We start from the raw sequence: 17,982 nt of genomic DNA, 5'->3' as shown, positions 1-17,982 counted from the left end.
GGTTGGGTGTAGCTGATGGCTAGAAGGAAATGGAGTGCTCCGCGAAGAGGCTCTCTAGGTGTTAGGCCTAGGAAAAGAGCTGCCGAGTTTGTGCCGTCTGTGAGGGCGTGGCCTGAAGTAACGTTAGGTAGTCCTAAGCCGCTCGCTTTCTTAGGCTATAAAGTGGGAATGACTCACGTAATATTAGTAGATGACCGTCCTGGAAGACCAACTTACGGACAAGAAATTTTCGTTCCAGTAACTGTTGTTGAGACTCCCCCTATGATACCGCTTGCGGCTAGATTTTATGAAGCTACTGTAGCAGGCCTCAAAACTTTAACTGAGGTCTGGACTAGACCTCCTGAGGAGTTAGAGATTCATAGGAGGATTAAGACTCTCTCTGTGACAGCAGGCGCTTCCGAGGAAACTCTTAAGAAGCTTGAAGAAATGAGAGACAGTATTGCTAGAGTGTCCCTAATAATGGCCTCTCAACCTAAGCTGACTGGTGGTCTTAGTAAGAAAGTTCCTGACGTCATTGAGGTTAAGTTAGGCGGTGGGGACTTGAAAACTCAGATAGAGTATGCCGTGAGTGTTCTCGGAAAGCCTTTAAGAGTTTCTGATGTCTTTAGTGTTGGGCAGTTCATAGACGTTATTGGAGTTACTAAGGGGAAGGGCTTTCAGGGGGTGATAAAGAGGTTTGGTGTTAGGGAGTTGCCTAAGTGGCATAAACATAGGAAAGGTCATAGAAGGATCGGTGCTAGGAGCCCTGCATTCGGTGCTATAAGTCCGGTCCCTCAGCCAGGCCAGATGGGATTTCACAGAAGGACAGAATATAATAAGAGGATACTCATTATAGGCGATGACGGTAGCAAAATAACTCCCGTGGGTAGCTTCCCGCACTACGGTCAAGTAAGAACTGATTACATAGTGCTTGCAGGTTCTGTTCAGGGAACTCCCAAGAGACCCTTAGTTCTTAGATGGCCTATCAGACCTCCTAGCTGGGTGCCGGATAAGGCTCCTAAGATTGTTTATATAAGTCTTGAGAGTAAGATTTGAGTCTAGGTGTTGAGTGATGTCTGAGAAACTACTCGTGAGTGAGAAAATAGTGGAGAAGAAGGTTCCTGTGTATGATGCTAGTGGTAACGTAATCGGTGAGGTGGTTCTTCCTAACGTTTTTTCTTTTCCGGTAAGGAAAGACTTAATTAGGAGGGCTTTCTTAGCTTCCTTTACTGCTAGGTTGCAGCCTAAAGGGAGAGACCCCTTAGCTGGTAAGAGAAGAGTTGGTGAATCGTGGGGTATAGGGCATAGTGTAGCTAGGGTGCCCAGGCTTGATAACGGTCGTGCGGTCTTAGCTCCTATGACTAGGGGTGGCAGGCTAGCTCACCCACCTAGAGTCGAGAAAGTTGTTAGGGAGAGGATAAATAAGAAAGAGAAGGTCAGGGCTATTGCTTCAGCTATAGCCGCTACTAGTCATCCTGAATTAGTTAGGCTGAGAGGTCACTTATTCGAAAAAGAAGTCTTACCAATAGTAGTTGATGATCAGGCGCTGAGTGTCGTTAAGACTAGTGATGCTAAGAAGTTGCTTAAGGGCCTGGGTGTTTTCGTGGATGTCGAGAGAGCACACAATAAGACTAGGATTAGGGCTGGTAAGGGTAAGATGAGGGGCAGGAGGTACGTGAGGCCTAAGTCTCTCTTGATTGTAGTGCATGAGGAGAATCTCGACACATACAAAGCTTTCAGAAACTTACCCGGGGTTGACGTAGTTCCTGCTAGTATGTTGAGTGTGATACACTTAGCTCCTGGGGGTGTTCCGGGAAGGCTAACTATATACACTAAGTCTGCTTTAGAAGTACTCAGGAAGAGGTTTGAGGTGATGAGCTTTTGAAGGACCCTGCGTCAATAATTAAGAGATCTTTAGCTACTGAGAAAACTCTCTCACTGATAGAGAAGAATAATACTTTAGTCTTTGTAGTTGACCTAAAAGCCACTAAAGGCGATATAAAAGAGGCTGTAGAGAAACTCTTTGGTGTTAAGGTAGAGAAAGTAAACGTTCTGATAACTATGAAGGGAGAGAAGAAAGCTTATGTTAAGCTTAAGCCAGAGTATAAAGCTAGCGAGGTAGCGACTAGGTTAGGTCTTATTTAGGTAGGGTGATGTTGGGTGGGTAAGAAAATACTTCAGCAGAGAGCTGGTCGCGGCGGGCAAAACTTCAGGAGCCCCTCACACACTAGAGTTGCTGAAGCTAGGTACCCCCCACTAACTGACGCCACATATAAGGGAGTTGTTGCTGAATTGTTACATGATCCGGGTAGGTGGGTCCCCCTAGCTAGGATAGTGTTAGAGAATGGCGGTGAATATTACATACCTGCGTCTGAGGGCATGTATGTGGGGCAGGAAGTCTTTATAGGTCCTGACGCGCCGGCAAACCTAGGATGTACTCTCCCGTTAGGTAAGATACCTGAAGGAACTAAAATCTATAACATAGAGTTGAGACCAGGTGATGGCGGTAAGCTAGCTAGGCAGGCCGGCAGTTACGCCATAGTTCTCGGCAGGTCTGACAAGTACACTATAGTTCTTCTACCCAGCAAAAGACAGAAAAGTATTTTGAGTACGGCTAGGGCAACTATAGGTGTTCCGGCGGGTGCTGGAAGACCTGAGAAGCCCTTACTTAAAGCTGGTGCTGCTTACCATAAGTGGAAAGTGAAAGCGCATAAATGGCCTAGAGTCAGGGGCGTAGCAATGAATGCGGTCAGTCATAAATTTGGTGGTGGACACCACCAGAGGAAGTCACATCCGTCCACAGTATCTAGAAACGCGCCGCCAGGCAGGAAGGTAGGCCATATAGCCGCTAGGAGAACAGGTCTCAGAAAGAGGTAAGAGTTCTTTAAAGTCTTGAAGCGTATTTCCGTTGTGAACCTTACATCCTTTAATTTTTCTGGTTTTATTTGTTGTATTGATTTACGCAGTATCTGCGGAGGACTTCTTTTATTATGTCTGTAGTTGACATCAGCTGTCCTCCCACCCTCTCTCTCAGTCTCTCTACAGTCACGTTTAGACCTAGTTTCTCGCTATTCCGGGTGAGAGTATGCTCGTCTATGGGTTGGTCAGGACCCAACAGTATTATGTCTGGCCTCACTTTAATCACTGGCTTCATAAAGTCTTCTTCATCACCTAGTATTGCCTCATAAACGTATTTAAGAGAAGAAACTAGAGTGAGTCTTGATTTTTCGTCAAATACTGGTTCTCTTCCTTTTATTTTCTTGACTACAGAGTCTCTAGCTACTACGGCATATACTAGTCCTCTCTTATGAGCCTCTCTCACGTAATGTACGTGACCCGGATGTAGCAAGTCGAAAGTCCCTCCTATGAGGACTTTTTTAGGCTTTTCTCTCACCCACTCAAACTCGACGTTGCTTGTAAGTCTTAAGGCGTCTAACAAGCCCTCACTGTATGCTACGCAAGACAATGAAGTTACGTAATCACCGATGCTGAAGTAGTACTTCGAGTCATTCAAGTAAAGTGACGCTAGTCTTATTACCTCGTTTACTTCTTTACTGTCATTTAATATTCTCAAGGTCTTCAGTGCTTTTTCAACCATGTCTATGTAGGTCTTTAACCTAGTGTGAATGTCTTCTAACGCCATTACGTTACCCCGGAGAATAAACTTCGTATGCAGCATATTATAAATAACCTAACCTTTTTCTAGCTGTTCAGGCAGGAGATGCAGTGGTTGCTAGTGTTCTAGTTATTTTTATTGTTTTTCTTAATACTATTCGGTGGTTTGAGTGGTTACTGAGTTGCTGTTTCAGAAAGACAGCTACTTAAGGAGATTTGAGGCTGTTGTGATTGAAGTAGCTAGAGATGGTGTAGTCTTAGATAAGACTGCTTTTCATCCCACGTCTGGGGGTGTAGCTAATGATACTGGCTGGCTCTACTCTGGCGAGAAGAAGTACGAGGTCAGAGACGTAATAATCGATAAGAACTCTGGCGAGGTCATACACGTGCTTGATAGTGTCGAGGGTTTGAAGCCCGGTTCCTCAATTATTGGTGAGTTGAATTGGGAGAGGAGGTATAAGTTGATGAGGTTACATACCGCAGCACACATACTATCTGCAGTCATGTACTCTAGATACGGCTCTCTAGTTACTGGGGGTAGTGTAGAACCAGATAAAGCGAAAGAAGACTATGATGTGCAGGGTGACGAAAAAGAAGTCTTCAGTAAGGCAGCAGAAGAAGTTAACGAGATCATAAAGAAGAGTATAGAAGTTAGAATCTACTGGCTTAGCAGAGAAGAGGCTATGAAAATACCAGGTATAGTAAAGCTAGCCGCTAGGATGCCGCCAAACATAGAAACTTTAAGGATAGTAGAGATCCCCGGTGTTGATATACAAGCTGACGGAGGACCTCACGTTAAGAACACAGCAGAGATAGGCAAGTTTGTCCTCTTAAAAACAGAAAATAGAGGTAAGAAGAGAAAGAGAATATACTATACAGTAGAGCCTTAACTAGCGCGTCTGTAGCGAACGATTTTTCTTTCTTTAAGTATTCACTCTAGAGAAGTATTTACTCTAATCAAACCCGTAGAGTAACCTAGCGTATATTTCAGTCTGTTCATAAAGTTAAATGCTTTCATTAATTTATCCAATGATAAAGTTTAAATACCTCAATTTTAAATATAAATTGGTGAAACAAAAATGCCCGGTTTAATACCTTTAATAGGTGAGCCCTTCCCAAAGCTCGAGGTACTCACTAATTACGGTAAGAAGGTCTTGCCAGACGACTATAAAGGTAAGTGGTTTGTCCTCTTTAGTCACCCAGCAGACTTCACTCCAGTGTGTACGACTGAATTCGTTGCTTTCTCTGTAAGGTATGAAGACTTCAAAAAATTAAACACAGAGCTTATAGGACTTAGTATAGACAGCAACTATAGCCATATTAAGTGGGTTGAGTGGATAAAAGAGAAACTAGGTTATGAGATTCCGTTTCCTATAATAGCTGATCCTAGAGGGCAAGTAGCTGAGAAGCTTGGATTACTTCATGCAGAATCTACTACGGCAACTGTTAGGGCAGTATTCATTGTAGATCCTGAAGGCGTAATAAGAGTTATCCTGTATTACCCTCTAGAATTAGGTAGAAATATTGACGAAATACTCAGGATACTAAAAGCTCTGCAAGTACATGAAGAACACGGTGTAGCCATACCTGCGAACTGGCCTAACAACGAATTAATAGGTGAAAGAGCTATAATACCGCCACCATCAACCATGAGTGAAGCGTCCGAAAGATTAAAGAAATATACGTGCTTTGACTGGTGGTTCTGTCATAAAGAAGTACCTGCAGAAGACGCTGCAGAAGCAAGAGCTTTCTTAAAGAGAGTAGCAGAAGCTCGCAAGTAATTTAAGAAGTCCCTAAAGTACAACGTTTTTTGAGGGAACCTAACTAATACACGATTTTAAGTATTATTACCTATATTATAGGGGTCTTACATTGGAGCTAGTTGAAGTAAAAGAACTTCTAAAAGACCTGGTTGTCTTGAGAGTTTTTGACAGGAAAATAATGTACTTTGAGTCTCTCTGGGAGATACCTGAGGGGATCACGTACAACTCGTACGTCCTGAAGACTAAAGAAGGATCTGTCCTCTTTGACACTGTAAAACACGTATTCTCAGAAGAATACATTGATGCTCTTAGAAGAGTAGTTGATTTAAGAGATATTAAGTATGTAGTCCTTCATCACATGGAGCCTGATCACAGTAGTTCCTTGAAAGCTTTGAGTGCTTTAAATGAGTTCGGAGCTGAGGTCTTAGGACACCCTCTCACAGCTAAACTCATAAAGTCTCTTCTAGGTATAGAAGTTAAATTTAGGCCTGTAAGAGATGGCGAAGAGTTGAGGCTTGGCGACACTACGTTGAGGTTTTTCCATGTCCCGTGGTTGCACTGGCCGGAAACAATTTTCACTTATGTTGATGAGTTTAGAGCTCTGATGACTTGCGACGCGTTCGGCGCTTACTCTGTGTCTCCCATCATAGTAAGTGATTTAACTGATTTGAAGACGCGGTACTCTAGGTTCATGAAAAAATACTTTGTTAACATAATAGGACATTACAGAGATAACGTCATTAAGGCGCTAAATAAGCTTACTACACATAATCTAAAGGTGGAGTTAGTAGCACCCTCACACGGGGCTGTATTGCTAGGAACTGACACAATTAATGAGGCGATTAAGCTTTATCGTTTATGGGCTGAAGCTAGACCAGAAAATAAGAAGCTAGTTATTCTGTATACGTCTATGTACGGCTATAACGAGAAAATAGTTGAGAAACTATTAAGCATGATCAAAAGAGATGACGTGCATATTGAGGTATTCAAGTTTACCTCAGATTATAGAGATAACGTCTCAGATTTTCTAGGAGAAGCTATTGATGCTAAGGTGATTGTATTAGTAACCTCAACATATGACAACGCTGTCTTCCCTCTAACTAAGTACGTATTAGAACTCCTACTAAGTAAGACGGATTCCGAAAAGCCGCTCTACATCATAACTACTTACGGCTGGAACGACGCGGCATCAAGAGAGATAAGGAACTTACTCACGAGATCTAAGTTTAAGCTCTCTGGCGAGTTATCAGTTAACAGCCTACTCACAGAGACAGACTTCCAGAAATTAAGTAGTCTAGCGAGAGAAATCTTGGCTTCTTTAGAGGTTTCTTAAGACATGAGTCATGACATAATAAGGATAGCCCTTAAGTCTTTAGAGGACGAGGAACTTGCTCAAGCATCTTATGAGTACTTAGCTGCTAGAGTCTCTGATGAGGCACTTAGCAAAAAACTTAAAGAGCTTGCTTCCATGGAAGCTTCGCACGTCGCTTTCTGGAAGAATTTCCTTAAGAGGAAGGAAGTAGAACCCAAAGCACGCAGGTTTAAAAAAGTACTGAATTTAATGTTGTTGAAGTTTGCATATAGGGTTTTTGGTTTAGGCTTCGTTATCAAGTTATTAGAGCATGACGAAGTGAGAGCTGTTAGAGAATACTTAAGTGTGGTTGAGTCAGGCGAGCTAGATGATCATGAGGTAAAGTTACTCGTAAGTATCGCTAAAGACGAAGTACTTCACGAGAATGTTTTGAAGAAGGAAGAAGAGCTGTATAAGACTTTCCTAGAACACGTTAGGGAAATAGTTTTGGGAATGAATGACGGCTTAGTCGAGGTTCTCTCAGTCTCTGCAGGGCTTGCAGGAACTTTTGTACTCCCACTATACGTCTTTATTGGCGGCACGCTAGTGGGTATTGGGGGAGCTCTTTCTATGGGTATAGGAGCATATATTAGTTCAAAGACTAGTACACAAATAGCTAACGAAAAAATGAAGTACTTACAGTTACTGTCTGCGGTAAAGTCTGGCTATAGTTCTGGAGAACTTGGAACTAGTCTAACTGCTTTAGACATTCACATAGGAAATGAGGAGGCATCAAGAGACCCCAAAAAAGCAGGACTATTCACGGGGCTCTCTTACTTGTCAGGGTCTCTAGTACCTTTACTCCCCTACGTGTTGCTTATCCCTCCACCAATCTCAGTAGTTTTGTCTTTCGTGTTTTCTGCGGCGGCCTTAGGGCTGACGGGCTTCATAATATCCATTTTAGGAGGTCTTGAAGCCAAGCGCAAAATCCTAGAACTAATAGCTCTGGGAATGATCGCCGCAACCATAACTTACTTTATTGGTAGAATAGCTAACATTCTCTTAGGTATTGAGATATGAAAAATAAAGTAGAATAAGTTTACTCAACCTTAATTTCTTTCCTAGCTTCCCACAATCCGTGTAAGTTGCAGTACTCTACAGCGTATATGACTCCACTCTTTTTCAGTTTTATTTTCAACCTTATTTCTGGCTCACTATATACAGGCTCTAACTCTGTAGTAGCTAGTCTTATCGGGTTAAAAGGTCTACCTTCTTCGTAGAAGTAGAGTTCTATCCTTCTGATAGAGTGTTCTACGGTGTTTGGGTGAGGTCCTACAAAAACTTTAACCTCAAAAGCTTCGTTAGTTTTTACGGTATCGGGTGCTTCTATTTTTGGTGTGTGGGTTTCAACTTTAGTTATTGCTTCGCCTGGCGCTCTCTCCTGACTATATATTAGTTCGCTGAAGCTCTTCATTTAAGATACACCAATATATCTACTGGTTTGAAGCTAATAAAGATTAATCATTGAAACTAAAATATTATAATATGTCAATCAATTTTATTTAAATATTTTTATATTACGTTAAAAGTGTTACTTAGTTTGATTTAAGTGTTAGTGAAATCTCTTGCTGGTGAATTAAGATGAAGAAATTAATTACTTAAACCTCTCTTCTCTCCATACGTTTCCTCTATGATGATAGCCTAAAGCCTCCCAATATCCATCTTTATATTCTTTAGTTAGGGTGATCTCAGTCACCCATTTAGCACTCTTCCAGCCATATAAATGTGGTATGAAGATCCTTGCTGGAAAGCCTTGTTCTAAACTTAAAGTCCTTCCATTCATTCTTAATGCAAGGAGACTTCTTTCATCGAGAAAATCTTCGTATGGTATTACGGTCGTGTACCTATCTAGACTCACTATGTAAACCCACTTGACATCTTTTGACGGCTGTGCTCTCATGGAGAGTTTTCTTAGTGAGACGCCTTCCCACATGACGTTTCTTACAGACCATCCAGTGACGCAGTGGAAATCTGAGACATAAGACGTGTCAATCATTTCAAGCAATTCGTTGTATGTGTATGTTAGGGGGTTGCTCACATCGCCCCCTACCCTTAACCTCCATGAAGTAAGGTCTACTTGGGGCTGACCAAGAATCCTGTAGATTATGAAGTTAGGTATAGCTCTTTGTCCAGGAGGTAATGAGTCAGGCTTACTCAAAAGCGATCCCTCCACTAATAGTGCACAGAGACTTAATTAATTTATTGTTGTATGCTATAAATCTGCACGTGCCTACGTAGCTCCCTTGACGAAAAATTTTGTAAGAGTATAGTATGTAGTCTGTACCTATAACTTCATTCTCACTAAATATTATCTCAAGGTCTTTTAGATTTAGCATATTACTCAGGAAATCTTTGACCGCGGAAGCATGTTTATGTAGTTCCTCAATAAAAAAAGCTTCTTTAGGTGCGTGATCACATGTTAGGACGAGCTTAATCCCTTTAGGTGCGAGCGCTTCGGGACTAGAGACCCGGCACTCCACGAAAATCCCGAAGTATTATACGAGCCGCACGATTTTAAGTAGAAAATGACGTGGTAGCCGGGCGGGGATTCGAACCCCGGTCACGGGGGTTCCTCCTGTTAGGTCCAAAGCCCCGCATCCTTGGCCGCTAGACGACCCGGCTCCACGATTTTCTTATAGTAACTCAGCTTAAATGTTTTTCTCTGCGTGCTTCTTCATAATCACGTAGAGTGTTATAGCTAGTAGTGCTTGGGGTGGTGTAGATGGGTCAAGCTCTCTCACCATAACGTGATCCCCTAAGCTAAGCTCTGTTTTAGGTGGAGGTGTATCGCCGCCGTTGACTAACAGAGCTACTCGACCTTTCAAGCTGTCAGCTATTTCTTCGATGTCTTTAGAAACATCAGTTTTAGCTAATACTAGAATTCTGTCAGGCTTTAGCAAGTCGATGACATCCTGAGGTGATGGCAGGAGAAGTAATGGTTTACCTAACCTATACAGATACTTACTTACTTCAGGCACTCCTGACTGGGCCGCCATGCCAGAAACCCTAGTGAAGACTAGGCTACTTCTTAAGTTGCTTAGACCATAGACTAGCTTAGCGAAATCAATTAGTCTCTGAGGAGACGAAACATTACTGACTACTACTATTAGTTCTAAGCTGTCATCACCGTCTCTAGTTCTTAGTGTCTGCTCAGTGTTCACAGGACTTTGACCCAACACCTCTGTTCACCAACCTACTCAGCAATACGAGCTTTGTTATCAAGACTACCTCTTCTCGTCTTGAGTTCTCACAACAACTATTTCATAAAAGAGGCTTAAAAATGATGGTTAGATTTTCAAGTACCTAAACGCTTAAGTAACTCAAGAGCTATCGCTCTAGCTATTGGTGGCGGAACAGCCTCCCCCACTTGATTATATTGTTGGTCTCTACCTCCCAGAAATACGTGGTTGTCAGGGAACCCCATCAGTCTAGCCTGCTCTCTGACAGTAAGTAGCCTGTTCTCGAAAGGATGTATGAATCTTGAAGAGCCTAACACCGTCGGCGCTGTCTTGTAGGGATGCAACCTAATAAGATTAGGTAAGAATCGTCCTTCAGCACCTTCATACTTAACTACTGAATCACCCCACCTAAGCCTAAGCACTTTCTTCAGCTTAGACTTACTGAGACTTGGCGGCGGCTCGTGATTAGGTATCTGAGGGTCTGCCGAAGGTTCCGGAAGGTCTGAAATTGCTTCTAACACAGTAATTAGCCTACTTGACTTAGGAGGGTCTATACGAACATTAGATATGAACACTCTAAGTCTTCTTGAGGGAGTTCCATAATCTTCTGCTCTGAGAAGGTTGAAGTAGACGTCATACCCAACCCTACTAAATTCTTCCTTAAGTGCTGAACTCAGGTCTCCGTCTAGTATTGCCGGAACGTTCTCCATGACGAAGTACTCAGGCTCTAGACATTCAAGAATCCTTATGAATTCTAAGACTAGTCTGCCTGTCTCGTCTCTATACAGTCTGTCTAGAGGGTCTTTCATTCTGTTAGGGTTGGACCCTGTGAAAGGCTCGCAAGGTGGGGAGCCTATCACTACGTCTACTTTCTCATAACTTAGAAGGTCACGTAACCTCCAGCACTCGAGGTCGCGTATGTCTTCCGATATAATTAGCGATTTAGGGAAGTTAGATACGTATGTCTTAGTTGAGGCTTCATCTATCTCTACAGCTAGGACGGGCTCAAAGCCCGCTTCATAGAATCCCCTGCTAAAGCCTCCGCCACCAGCAAATAAATCAACTAGTGACTTCCTTCTCCTCATTAGATATTTCCTCTTCGAGTTTGGCGATCATTTTCTTCAGGAATTCTTTAGTAGTCGTATTGTCTTCAGGCCTTAAATCAGCCCCACACTTAGGACACTTAAAGTCATTCTCGAAAGCCTCATCAAAAGTTAGTCTAACACCGTCAACGTCACACACGAAGAAAGTATTGTTAGACTCGAAATTTAGCCTAGCCTTAAGTTTACTTAATGTTTCTTTCTTTCTCTGGAGGAGGACTTGATTAAGTCTGCCTCCGTCTATGAACCACGTATAAATAAACTTTCCATCTTCAGGACTCTGCTTTTTCTTGTAAGCAACAATGCCTAATGAGTGTAGCTCGTATAGAGCTCTTCTAACTTCCTGCTCGTTAATGCCCGTCTCTGAAACTATTTCTGAGTCTGTTAACTCTTTATTACGCTTAACTAAGACTTCGAAAACTGCCTTGCCCGCTTCCCCGATATATTCTTCAATAAATTTAGATAGCTCGTCTAACTTTCTAGACTTACCCAACTCTAACCACCTTCTTTCCCTTAATCGACGGCTCTATATAATATTTAGCATCAGAGAAAATAAGGTGAAGTTCTTTTCCTTCAAAAAGCCTGTCTAAGAAGATTGCTAAGGCAGCAACTTCCGAGTGTGGTTGATGCCCTATCGCTACGTTAAAGTCTGCTAACTCGTAGAAGATTCTCGGAACTTTCGATGCGCCTACTACAACCAGTAAATCTTTAGATGACGACCTTATAGTGTTGATGACCTCGTCGAGGTGTAAGCCGTACATCGTGAGGTGCACTACAGAACCTCCGGAATTTTTCCACTCATTAATAAACTTAATACTAGAAACGCCCGAGAGATACTTAAAGTCTCCGCAGCCCCACCTCTCGCAGACTTTCCTTAAACTCTCAGAAACACTCTGATCTTCTACATCGCCTAATACAAAACACGACGCACCAAAAGCTCTCGCGGTAAGCGCTACGTGCGTAGTCACCCTCTTATCTCTCTCAGGTCTATGACCTATCCTTAAAACGCAAACTTTAATTCCCTTATGGAGCAAAGCGGTCCCCCTAAAAATATATTTAGGGCTCAGACCTCTAATTATGTCTGAAACTACTTGTTTTAAGACCCTCGCTAGTTTTCGGTGAGAGAAACTCACATAATACCTTCTTAAGCTCGCTCAAACCCTTACCCTTCAGAGCAGAAACTTTAACTAGACGCCAACTCCATAAGTAGTTAGAAGACATGTAGTCTCTGACTAGACTCTCTATGTTTTCTAGGTCGTTACTTAAGTCGATTTTATTTAGAGCTACGATGAGAGGTTTCCCAAAGTATCCTATCTTCGATAGTATATCTAGTGAAGTCTTTAGTTTCGACTCAATCATGTTTGAGGGTTCAGAAGAGTCTAGAACTAAGACTGCCAAGTCTGAGAATGAGATTTCTTCTAGTGTAGCGTAGAAAGCCTCTATAACTTCCGGAGGTAAGTCTCTTATGAAACCTACAGTGTCGACAAACACTACCTCAGAGCAGTCTATTAACGCTAACGCCACTTTAGGAGAAATAGTTGTGAACATTTCTGGACCTGTAGGCTTGCTTAGTTTAGTTAGGGAATTAAATAGAGTTGTTTTTCCTGCGTTGGCGTAGCCTGAAATAGCTATGTGTGGGAAACCTTTAGAGACTCTAAGTTCTCTTTCTTTTCTTCTCCTGATTCTCAACTCATTCAAGTCTTTTCTTATTTTAGCGAGTCTTCTTCTCATGTGGTTATAGTAGGTCTCGGTAGCGTATTCTCCAGGACCCATGAAACCCGGGAGCTCACCTAACTTAGCTTTCCTAATCCACTCTTTAACGATGGGTAGTTGATATGTTATCTCAGCCATCTCTATCTGCAACTTAGCTTCTTTAGAGCCTGCGTGGCCAGCGAATATTTCAAGAACCATTAGTATCTTGTCTCTAACTTCTAACTTTAGCTCTTTTATTAAATTGACTACCTGACGTGGGTGTAGGACTTCATAGATGTAGATTGAGTCTATTATTGTTTTGTTCGAGTTGAGAGTGTTAAGGAGACTCTTGACTTCGTCTAGTAGTCTTGAGTTGAGGAAGTAGTTTCTGTCTGGTCTGTAGTTATTTCGTAGTATGAGTTTCTTAACTATATTTAAACGTATTGTGTCAGCTAGAGAAAGCGCCTCACTTAAATCGCTTTCTCTAGCTACTAGTATTGATTTCTTACTCATCAGCTACTCCTTCTCTTCCTTCCTTAAAACCATTACGTCACCTATTGTGAGGCCCGTAATACCCTTACTCACGGTTTTTGAGGTACTGACGCTTGTGTCGACTACCGGCTCTAACAGCTGTATTTTAAGTACGTTCTCTAACCTGCGTGCTAGGTCTATTGAGGGGACTAGACGTCCGGCTTCTATTCTCTTAATAACATTCTCGCTCTCTCTAACTGCGTTAGCAAGCACTTTCTGCGACCATCCTAGCTTCTCTCTAGCTTTCTTTATTCTCTCATGATAGTCTGGAACCACTTCGTACTCATCTACCACTTTACTACTTTTCTGCGGTGTCTTGCTAGTTGCTCGAGTGGTGAGACTGGGTCTGTGTGAGTGTGTTGATGCAGGCTTTTGAGCGATTTCTCTCAGCTCAGCGCTCACGGCTCTCTTAGAGACTTTAGAATAGCAAGAAAAACACAGAACTAGCTTACTCCCCTCAACATAAACTACTCTAGCTTCTCTCTTCTTTATGGGTCTGCCGCACATCTCACAGTAAGTCAAGTCACTACTCAATTACCTAACCCTCTACATAATCCGTTAAGCATGTTATTAAGTTCTTACAATCCCGAAAGCCTCGTTCTTTAGGGCGGGGATGGTGTGGTAAGGTTTTAAGCTCTGTATTCTTTAGGTATTGGGAAGCCATATCCCTGAGCCCCGCTCTACACGGGGTAGGGGTAATGCGCCTGAGACCGGGCGCGGAGCTGAACCCGGCGATAGCCGGGAATGTAGCTCCAAACCTCCCCAGAACCCCCGCACTTTAGGGCGGGGAGGAGGTCAGGTCGCCTCTCCCTATGAAGGATAGGCATTCCGTAGATAGTGGGCACACAAGACATTTTCTAGTTGCGCAGTATGTCTTGTTGTGTAAGAAAGCGACAGTCTGGAACCAACCATTTAGAGGTCCTAACTTATTCCTCAGCAATGCTTCAATGCACACGCCGTTCTTCGGACATGAATCACAGACGTACTTAAAGCAATATTCTTTGATAGGGAGCGCCGACTTGCTGATTATTCTTCTTAAATCTCTTAGTCTGCTCAAGAAGCTTAGCAAGTTAGTGTCTATTGGAGCATACCTAGAATCTAGTTTCACGAAGAGTATGTAGGCGTACAGCGTCTTAGGACCTACTCCAGGACATCTTAAGAGAGCTCGCGAGTTTTCTGAGGGTCCCTTCAGCAAGTTCCTCACTCTCAAGTAGCAATCCAAGATTTTCGGTAACTCAAGTACTTGGTAGCTACTGCTAACCCTAGAGACCAAGAAGTCTGACTCAGCGTTGATTAGTGATTCTAGAGAGGGGAAAGTTTTAAGGAGTTTCTTAACCCAACCTACAGTGTTTCTATGGTAGTCAGTATTGCGTGAGAGTATTATGGAAGTGAAGAGTTCTAGATCGTCTAGCGGTGACGTCGGAATTCCTAAGTCAGTGTACAGAGTCAGCATTCTTTCTATCAAGTTCCTGAAGTTCTCAGATACGCTACTTAGGTAATCTCTTGCGTTGAACCACGAGCCACTCAAGTACTGCGAGTACTGGAGACACTCATTAAAGTCGCTTAAAGCGTATAACCCGTTATTCTCGATAACTAGCTGAGTCCCTCTACAGTGTCCGTATTCTTTAACTGCCTTTAAGCCGTCACTAGATATAGAAACTAGCGGTAGCGAGAAAGAAGGATAGAAAAGCCTGAAGAAGTCGATTTTTTCAGGACTCTCTATTAGTTTAAGGAGAGACCTAAACATGAGAAAACCTGTAGCAACTACCTTAACTGAATCTCAGTTATTAGTCTAATGCCGTGAGAAGCCATTATCAACGCTTCTAAGATCTTGTAGGCTTCTACGGGATTGCGCGCCTCATACTCTACAGTCAAGCTGTCAACCCTCTTTACTATCGGTAGGAGTTCTGCTACGTCAGCAAACCCACTCTCGTGAAAACTCACTCTGACAGTAACCGGTGTCTCTATCTTGAACGGCTTTGTTAAGCCCTCAGCATGTTTTCTTAATCCTTCTCTAATACCTAATTCTAGGTCCTTCAACACTCTACTTAGTGATGGACTTTTTGCTGAATACCTACTTAGTGATTCTTTTAAAGGAGTGAATACTACCCAAGGAGTGTGTTTAGCTACCTCTGTCCTTAAATTCTCGTCGCCTGCCAAGAATACTACGGGAATTCCTAAATGTCCTAAAGCAGAAGAATTCACTAGATACTCGCTGAACCTGACTCCGTTGAACTCAAGACTTCTCACTACTGCCCCGCTGAACGTATGATCAAAAACTGCCTTACGAGTGCCGAAGCCCGAGTGATATCCTATCATTAAAGCAACGTCACTCCCTTCAGCACCAGCTATCATAGAAGTGGGTCTGGGGTAACCTCTGACTAACACCACATAGTCTGAAAACTTACTCACTTCTAGGTTGACCATATCCCCATGGCTGTCAGCAACAACTACTTCCTCGAACCCGCTATCTCTCAAGACCTCACACGCCCTCACAACGACCTTAGTAGCTATTTCTCTAGCCTCTTCCCAGAGAGGTCTTCCAGGAACTAAATGAAGACGACTTACGACGTGAGGTAGTCCCTCCAAATCCACTGAGAGGAAGGCTCTCCTCCACGGCACGATTAAAACACCTGTCAGATATATTCTTAACTGAAACGTTAAAAATAGCGCGAGTCAGATCTTCAGGAATCACATACTTCAAGAAGTGGAACACTGACTAAGTAGTGAGTTTAGTTAGAAGCATTAGTAAGTAGTAAGTGGCTGTTAATCCAAGTAGCGAGCTGATCAGTAGGGAGTCTGAGGGGCCTAATACGATGTAGAGCACTCCTGCTATAAAAGAACCTAGAGAACTGCCTAGAGTTTCTAACGTTCGCTGAATTCCTGTCATAGTGCCTCTGAGTTCAATGGGTATGATTCTAGTGAGTGTTGCTGAGATTACGGGTCCTGTCAGTGTAGAGCCTACTTGACTCAATACAAAAGAGAGTGCGGCAAGAAAAACAAAGTTGGTGGCTGTCTTTCCTGCAAGCCCCAATGCGGCCTGTGAGAGAGCTACGGAGAGTGACCCCAGCACTCCCAGCTCACGCAGATGTTTATCAACGTTCTTGAAGGTCGAGAATATCGAGGAAAACGCTATGCTTAAGGCGATGGAGAAGCTCGTAATCTCTCCTAAATCAACTTTGCTCATGCCGAGCTCGTCAACTACGTAGATAGAGCTGTAGGTGCTTGAAACTCCCGTAGCTATCGGGAATAACAAAGCAGTATAGACGTAAACTCTTAAAGCATTGAAAACTTTATTCCTGTTCTTTACTAAGTTATAAACTATATTTCTCGGACTTGAGTTGTTTTGTCTGTAGCTGTAGGTTTCTTTAAATCCTTTAATCCTCAAGATAGTTACTATGGCACTGATTATTCCAGAAAGTATAAAGCCTGCTCTAATACCTATCAACCCGTACGTGTCGTACAGGTAGCCACCTACTAAAGGCATGAATAGCCACGGCAAGTTTGGGAATACTTGAAGGATTATGAAGCCTTTTAGAGTCTTATCCTTAGGTAGTGAGTCCATAACTATTGCTGAGAGTGCTGGTTGATAAAAGTGAAGTAACTCGTCTAAAATCCATATAAGAGCTAGAAACCTCCAGCTATCCGCTAGAGCGTAAAGAAATTGAATAACCGTTATCCCTATAGTGCCGGCTACTATCATCTTAACTCTACCAATGTAGTCTGTGAGCAGGCCTCCAGGAATCAAAGCTATGGAAAGCGCTAAGAGACCTGCTGACTTAACTAAAGCTATTGAGAACTCGTCAGCTCCGAGGCTCTTAGCATAGAGCGTAAAAAAGGGCTGAACAAGAGCACCACTAAGACTGAATAGGAACCATGAGATAGCCATGATCCCGACATTACCTTTAAGCATGAACCTAAACTCACTAAACACACGCCTGAACAAACCTTTAAGTGAGTCGCTATTCACGAGACCACCAAAACCACATGAATAAAGTTAAGATTAAAAGCCGTCAATAACTCACTCTCGCTTATAATAAGGAGTTCCTTCATGAAGGCTTATTAACTTGGTTTATGTGAGTAGTTGTGAGGTGTATCTAGTGATTATACCCTCAATTTTTCTTAGGAGACTCTATGTTAAGAAGAGCCTTAAGAACACCGAAGAAGGCTTTGAACTCATGCTTAGAAACGTTCTTGCTGATGCTATACTAATTAAACCCTTGGAAATACATGTTGACAGTAAGCCAATCCCTATAGGTAGCATTAAGTTAATCACGGAATCGGGAAGTGTATTAAACAAGGACGTATCAGAGTCAAATCCTGTTAATTTCTCGTTGAATACTGCCGTGACGATAAGAGTAGAAGGTATTAAGCTTGAACCAGGAGAACACGAGATAGTTTTTGTTGCTACGACTAAAGATTACGGTAGTATAAAATTTAACGTAAGAGACTCAATAGGGTAATCTCTGAGAGCTTCTGAAGTGCTAGCGTTAATCTTTACTTCGTGCTCGTGTTTTTGAGGCATTAAAAGTTTTATCTTGATAACTGTTATATTATATGTGAGTAGTGTATGGTAAAGATCCCACAGAACTTCTTACTTGGTTTTAGTGAATCAGGCTTTCAATTTGAGATGGGGTTTCCTGAACAAGTAGACCCTAACACGGACTGGTGGGTGTGGGTCCACGACCCTAATAATATCATCTCAGGTATTGTGAGTGGTCACCTACCTGAAGAGGGTCCCGGCTATCTAACGCTGTATAAGGCAGACCACG

The 17,982-nt window shown here is 42.6% G+C and carries 23 protein-coding genes and 1 tRNA gene; 10 read left to right on the top strand and 14 right to left on the bottom strand.

The features are described 5' to 3' along the window. Window positions 1–15: 15 nt before the first annotated feature. From QXL29_05470 to QXL29_05455, 4 genes are read left to right on the top strand one after another with little or no spacing between them, the layout of a single operon-like run. Entirely contained in the window at window positions 16–1,035 is a 1,020-nt protein-coding gene (locus tag QXL29_05470; protein MEM2284041.1) for a 50S ribosomal protein L3, read from the top strand. A 16-nt stretch (window positions 1,036–1,051) separates the two neighbouring features. After that, window positions 1,052–1,864 carry a 50S ribosomal protein L4 gene (rpl4p, locus tag QXL29_05465; GenBank protein ID MEM2284040.1) on the top strand — a complete coding sequence of 271 codons (813 nt, stop codon included), beginning with the start codon at window positions 1,052–1,054 and terminating at the stop codon, window positions 1,862–1,864. Next, complete coding sequence (locus QXL29_05460) at window positions 1,861–2,124, top strand: 50S ribosomal protein L23 (GenBank protein ID MEM2284039.1); 264 nt, start codon at window positions 1,861–1,863, stop codon at window positions 2,122–2,124. The genes rpl4p and QXL29_05460 overlap by 4 nt, the downstream gene beginning before the upstream one ends. A 15-nt stretch (window positions 2,125–2,139) precedes the next feature. Next, the gene (locus QXL29_05455; GenBank protein MEM2284038.1) at window positions 2,140–2,856 is read left to right on the top strand and encodes a 50S ribosomal protein L2; all 717 of its coding nucleotides are present in this window, start codon (window positions 2,140–2,142) and stop codon (window positions 2,854–2,856) included. A 64-nt stretch (window positions 2,857–2,920) separates the two neighbouring features. On the opposite strand, the gene QXL29_05450 is transcribed toward QXL29_05455, so the two are convergent. Further along, window positions 2,921–3,622, bottom strand: a complete 702-nt coding sequence (locus QXL29_05450; protein MEM2284037.1) for a DUF357 domain-containing protein — start codon at window positions 3,620–3,622, stop codon at window positions 2,921–2,923. Window positions 3,623–3,764: 142 nt separating this feature from the next. Between QXL29_05450 and alaXM the strand changes: the two genes are divergently transcribed. From alaXM to QXL29_05430, 4 genes are all read left to right on the top strand, one after another. Then, window positions 3,765–4,484 (top strand): alanyl-tRNA editing protein AlaXM, encoded by a 720-nt coding sequence (gene alaXM / locus QXL29_05445; protein ID MEM2284036.1) that lies wholly within the window; start codon window positions 3,765–3,767, stop codon window positions 4,482–4,484. Between the two features lie 189 nt (window positions 4,485–4,673). Then, the gene (locus QXL29_05440) at window positions 4,674–5,375 is read left to right on the top strand and encodes a peroxiredoxin (protein MEM2284035.1); all 702 of its coding nucleotides are present in this window, start codon (window positions 4,674–4,676) and stop codon (window positions 5,373–5,375) included. Between the two features lie 91 nt (window positions 5,376–5,466). Then, window positions 5,467–6,690, top strand: a complete 1,224-nt coding sequence (locus QXL29_05435) for an FprA family A-type flavoprotein (protein MEM2284034.1) — start codon at window positions 5,467–5,469, stop codon at window positions 6,688–6,690. A gap of 3 nt (window positions 6,691–6,693) precedes the next feature. After that, complete coding sequence (locus QXL29_05430) at window positions 6,694–7,728, top strand: VIT1/CCC1 transporter family protein (protein MEM2284033.1); 1,035 nt, start codon at window positions 6,694–6,696, stop codon at window positions 7,726–7,728. A gap of 19 nt (window positions 7,729–7,747) precedes the next feature. On the opposite strand, the gene QXL29_05425 is transcribed toward QXL29_05430, so the two are convergent. The 13 genes from QXL29_05425 to QXL29_05365 form a co-directional block, all read right to left on the bottom strand. Then, window positions 7,748–8,122, bottom strand: coding sequence for a class II SORL domain-containing protein (locus QXL29_05425; GenBank protein MEM2284032.1), 375 nt, complete (start codon window positions 8,120–8,122; stop codon window positions 7,748–7,750). Between the two features lie 180 nt (window positions 8,123–8,302). Beyond that, the gene (locus QXL29_05420; protein MEM2284031.1) at window positions 8,303–8,866 is read right to left on the bottom strand and encodes a sulfite oxidase-like oxidoreductase; all 564 of its coding nucleotides are present in this window, start codon (window positions 8,864–8,866) and stop codon (window positions 8,303–8,305) included. Next, window positions 8,859–9,188 carry a hypothetical protein gene (locus tag QXL29_05415; GenBank protein ID MEM2284030.1) on the bottom strand — a complete coding sequence of 110 codons (330 nt, stop codon included), beginning with the start codon at window positions 9,186–9,188 and terminating at the stop codon, window positions 8,859–8,861. Before QXL29_05415 ends, QXL29_05420 begins: the two co-directional genes overlap by 8 nt. A 51-nt stretch (window positions 9,189–9,239) precedes the next feature. Further along, a tRNA-Gln gene (locus QXL29_05410) sits at window positions 9,240–9,330 on the bottom strand. A 26-nt stretch (window positions 9,331–9,356) separates the two neighbouring features. Next, window positions 9,357–9,884, bottom strand: a complete 528-nt coding sequence (locus QXL29_05405) for a RecB-family nuclease (protein MEM2284029.1) — start codon at window positions 9,882–9,884, stop codon at window positions 9,357–9,359. Between the two features lie 119 nt (window positions 9,885–10,003). After that, window positions 10,004–10,972 (bottom strand): DNA cytosine methyltransferase, encoded by a 969-nt coding sequence (locus QXL29_05400; protein MEM2284028.1) that lies wholly within the window; start codon window positions 10,970–10,972, stop codon window positions 10,004–10,006. Next, the gene (locus tag QXL29_05395; GenBank protein ID MEM2284027.1) at window positions 10,947–11,480 is read right to left on the bottom strand and encodes a transcription factor; all 534 of its coding nucleotides are present in this window, start codon (window positions 11,478–11,480) and stop codon (window positions 10,947–10,949) included. The genes QXL29_05400 and QXL29_05395 overlap by 26 nt, the downstream gene beginning before the upstream one ends. Continuing rightward, a complete protein-coding gene (locus QXL29_05390; GenBank protein ID MEM2284026.1) occupies window positions 11,473–12,006 on the bottom strand; it encodes a tRNA (cytidine(56)-2'-O)-methyltransferase in 534 nt (177 codons plus the stop codon). The genes QXL29_05395 and QXL29_05390 overlap by 8 nt, the downstream gene beginning before the upstream one ends. 52 nt (window positions 12,007–12,058) lie before the next feature. Continuing rightward, on the bottom strand, window positions 12,059–13,192 hold the full coding sequence (gene hflX / locus QXL29_05385) for a GTPase HflX (GenBank protein ID MEM2284025.1): 1,134 nt from the start codon (window positions 13,190–13,192) through the stop codon (window positions 12,059–12,061). A 3-nt stretch (window positions 13,193–13,195) separates the two neighbouring features. Further along, window positions 13,196–13,744 (bottom strand): multiprotein bridging factor aMBF1, encoded by a 549-nt coding sequence (locus QXL29_05380; protein ID MEM2284024.1) that lies wholly within the window; start codon window positions 13,742–13,744, stop codon window positions 13,196–13,198. A gap of 244 nt (window positions 13,745–13,988) precedes the next feature. Beyond that, on the bottom strand, window positions 13,989–14,957 hold the full coding sequence (locus QXL29_05375) for a hypothetical protein (GenBank protein ID MEM2284023.1): 969 nt from the start codon (window positions 14,955–14,957) through the stop codon (window positions 13,989–13,991). A 17-nt stretch (window positions 14,958–14,974) separates the two neighbouring features. After that, window positions 14,975–15,832, bottom strand: a complete 858-nt coding sequence (locus QXL29_05370) for a M55 family metallopeptidase (protein ID MEM2284022.1) — start codon at window positions 15,830–15,832, stop codon at window positions 14,975–14,977. Window positions 15,833–15,929: 97 nt separating this feature from the next. Continuing rightward, complete coding sequence (locus tag QXL29_05365) at window positions 15,930–17,180, bottom strand: MFS transporter (protein MEM2284021.1); 1,251 nt, start codon at window positions 17,178–17,180, stop codon at window positions 15,930–15,932. 130 nt (window positions 17,181–17,310) lie between these two features. On the opposite strand from QXL29_05365, the gene QXL29_05360 reads away from it, so the two are divergent. Continuing rightward, window positions 17,311–17,673 (top strand): hypothetical protein, encoded by a 363-nt coding sequence (locus tag QXL29_05360; protein MEM2284020.1) that lies wholly within the window; start codon window positions 17,311–17,313, stop codon window positions 17,671–17,673. Between the two features lie 107 nt (window positions 17,674–17,780). Further along, window positions 17,781–17,982 (top strand): glycoside hydrolase family 1 protein (locus tag QXL29_05355; GenBank protein ID MEM2284019.1); only part of this gene is annotated, 202 nt, incomplete at its 3' end.

The organism is Zestosphaera sp. (assembly GCA_038843015.1).
Lineage (GTDB): Archaea > Thermoproteota > Thermoprotei_A > Sulfolobales > NBVN01 > Zestomicrobium.
Note: the sequence above shows the minus strand (reverse complement) of the source record. Positions and strands in the feature narration are given on the sequence as shown.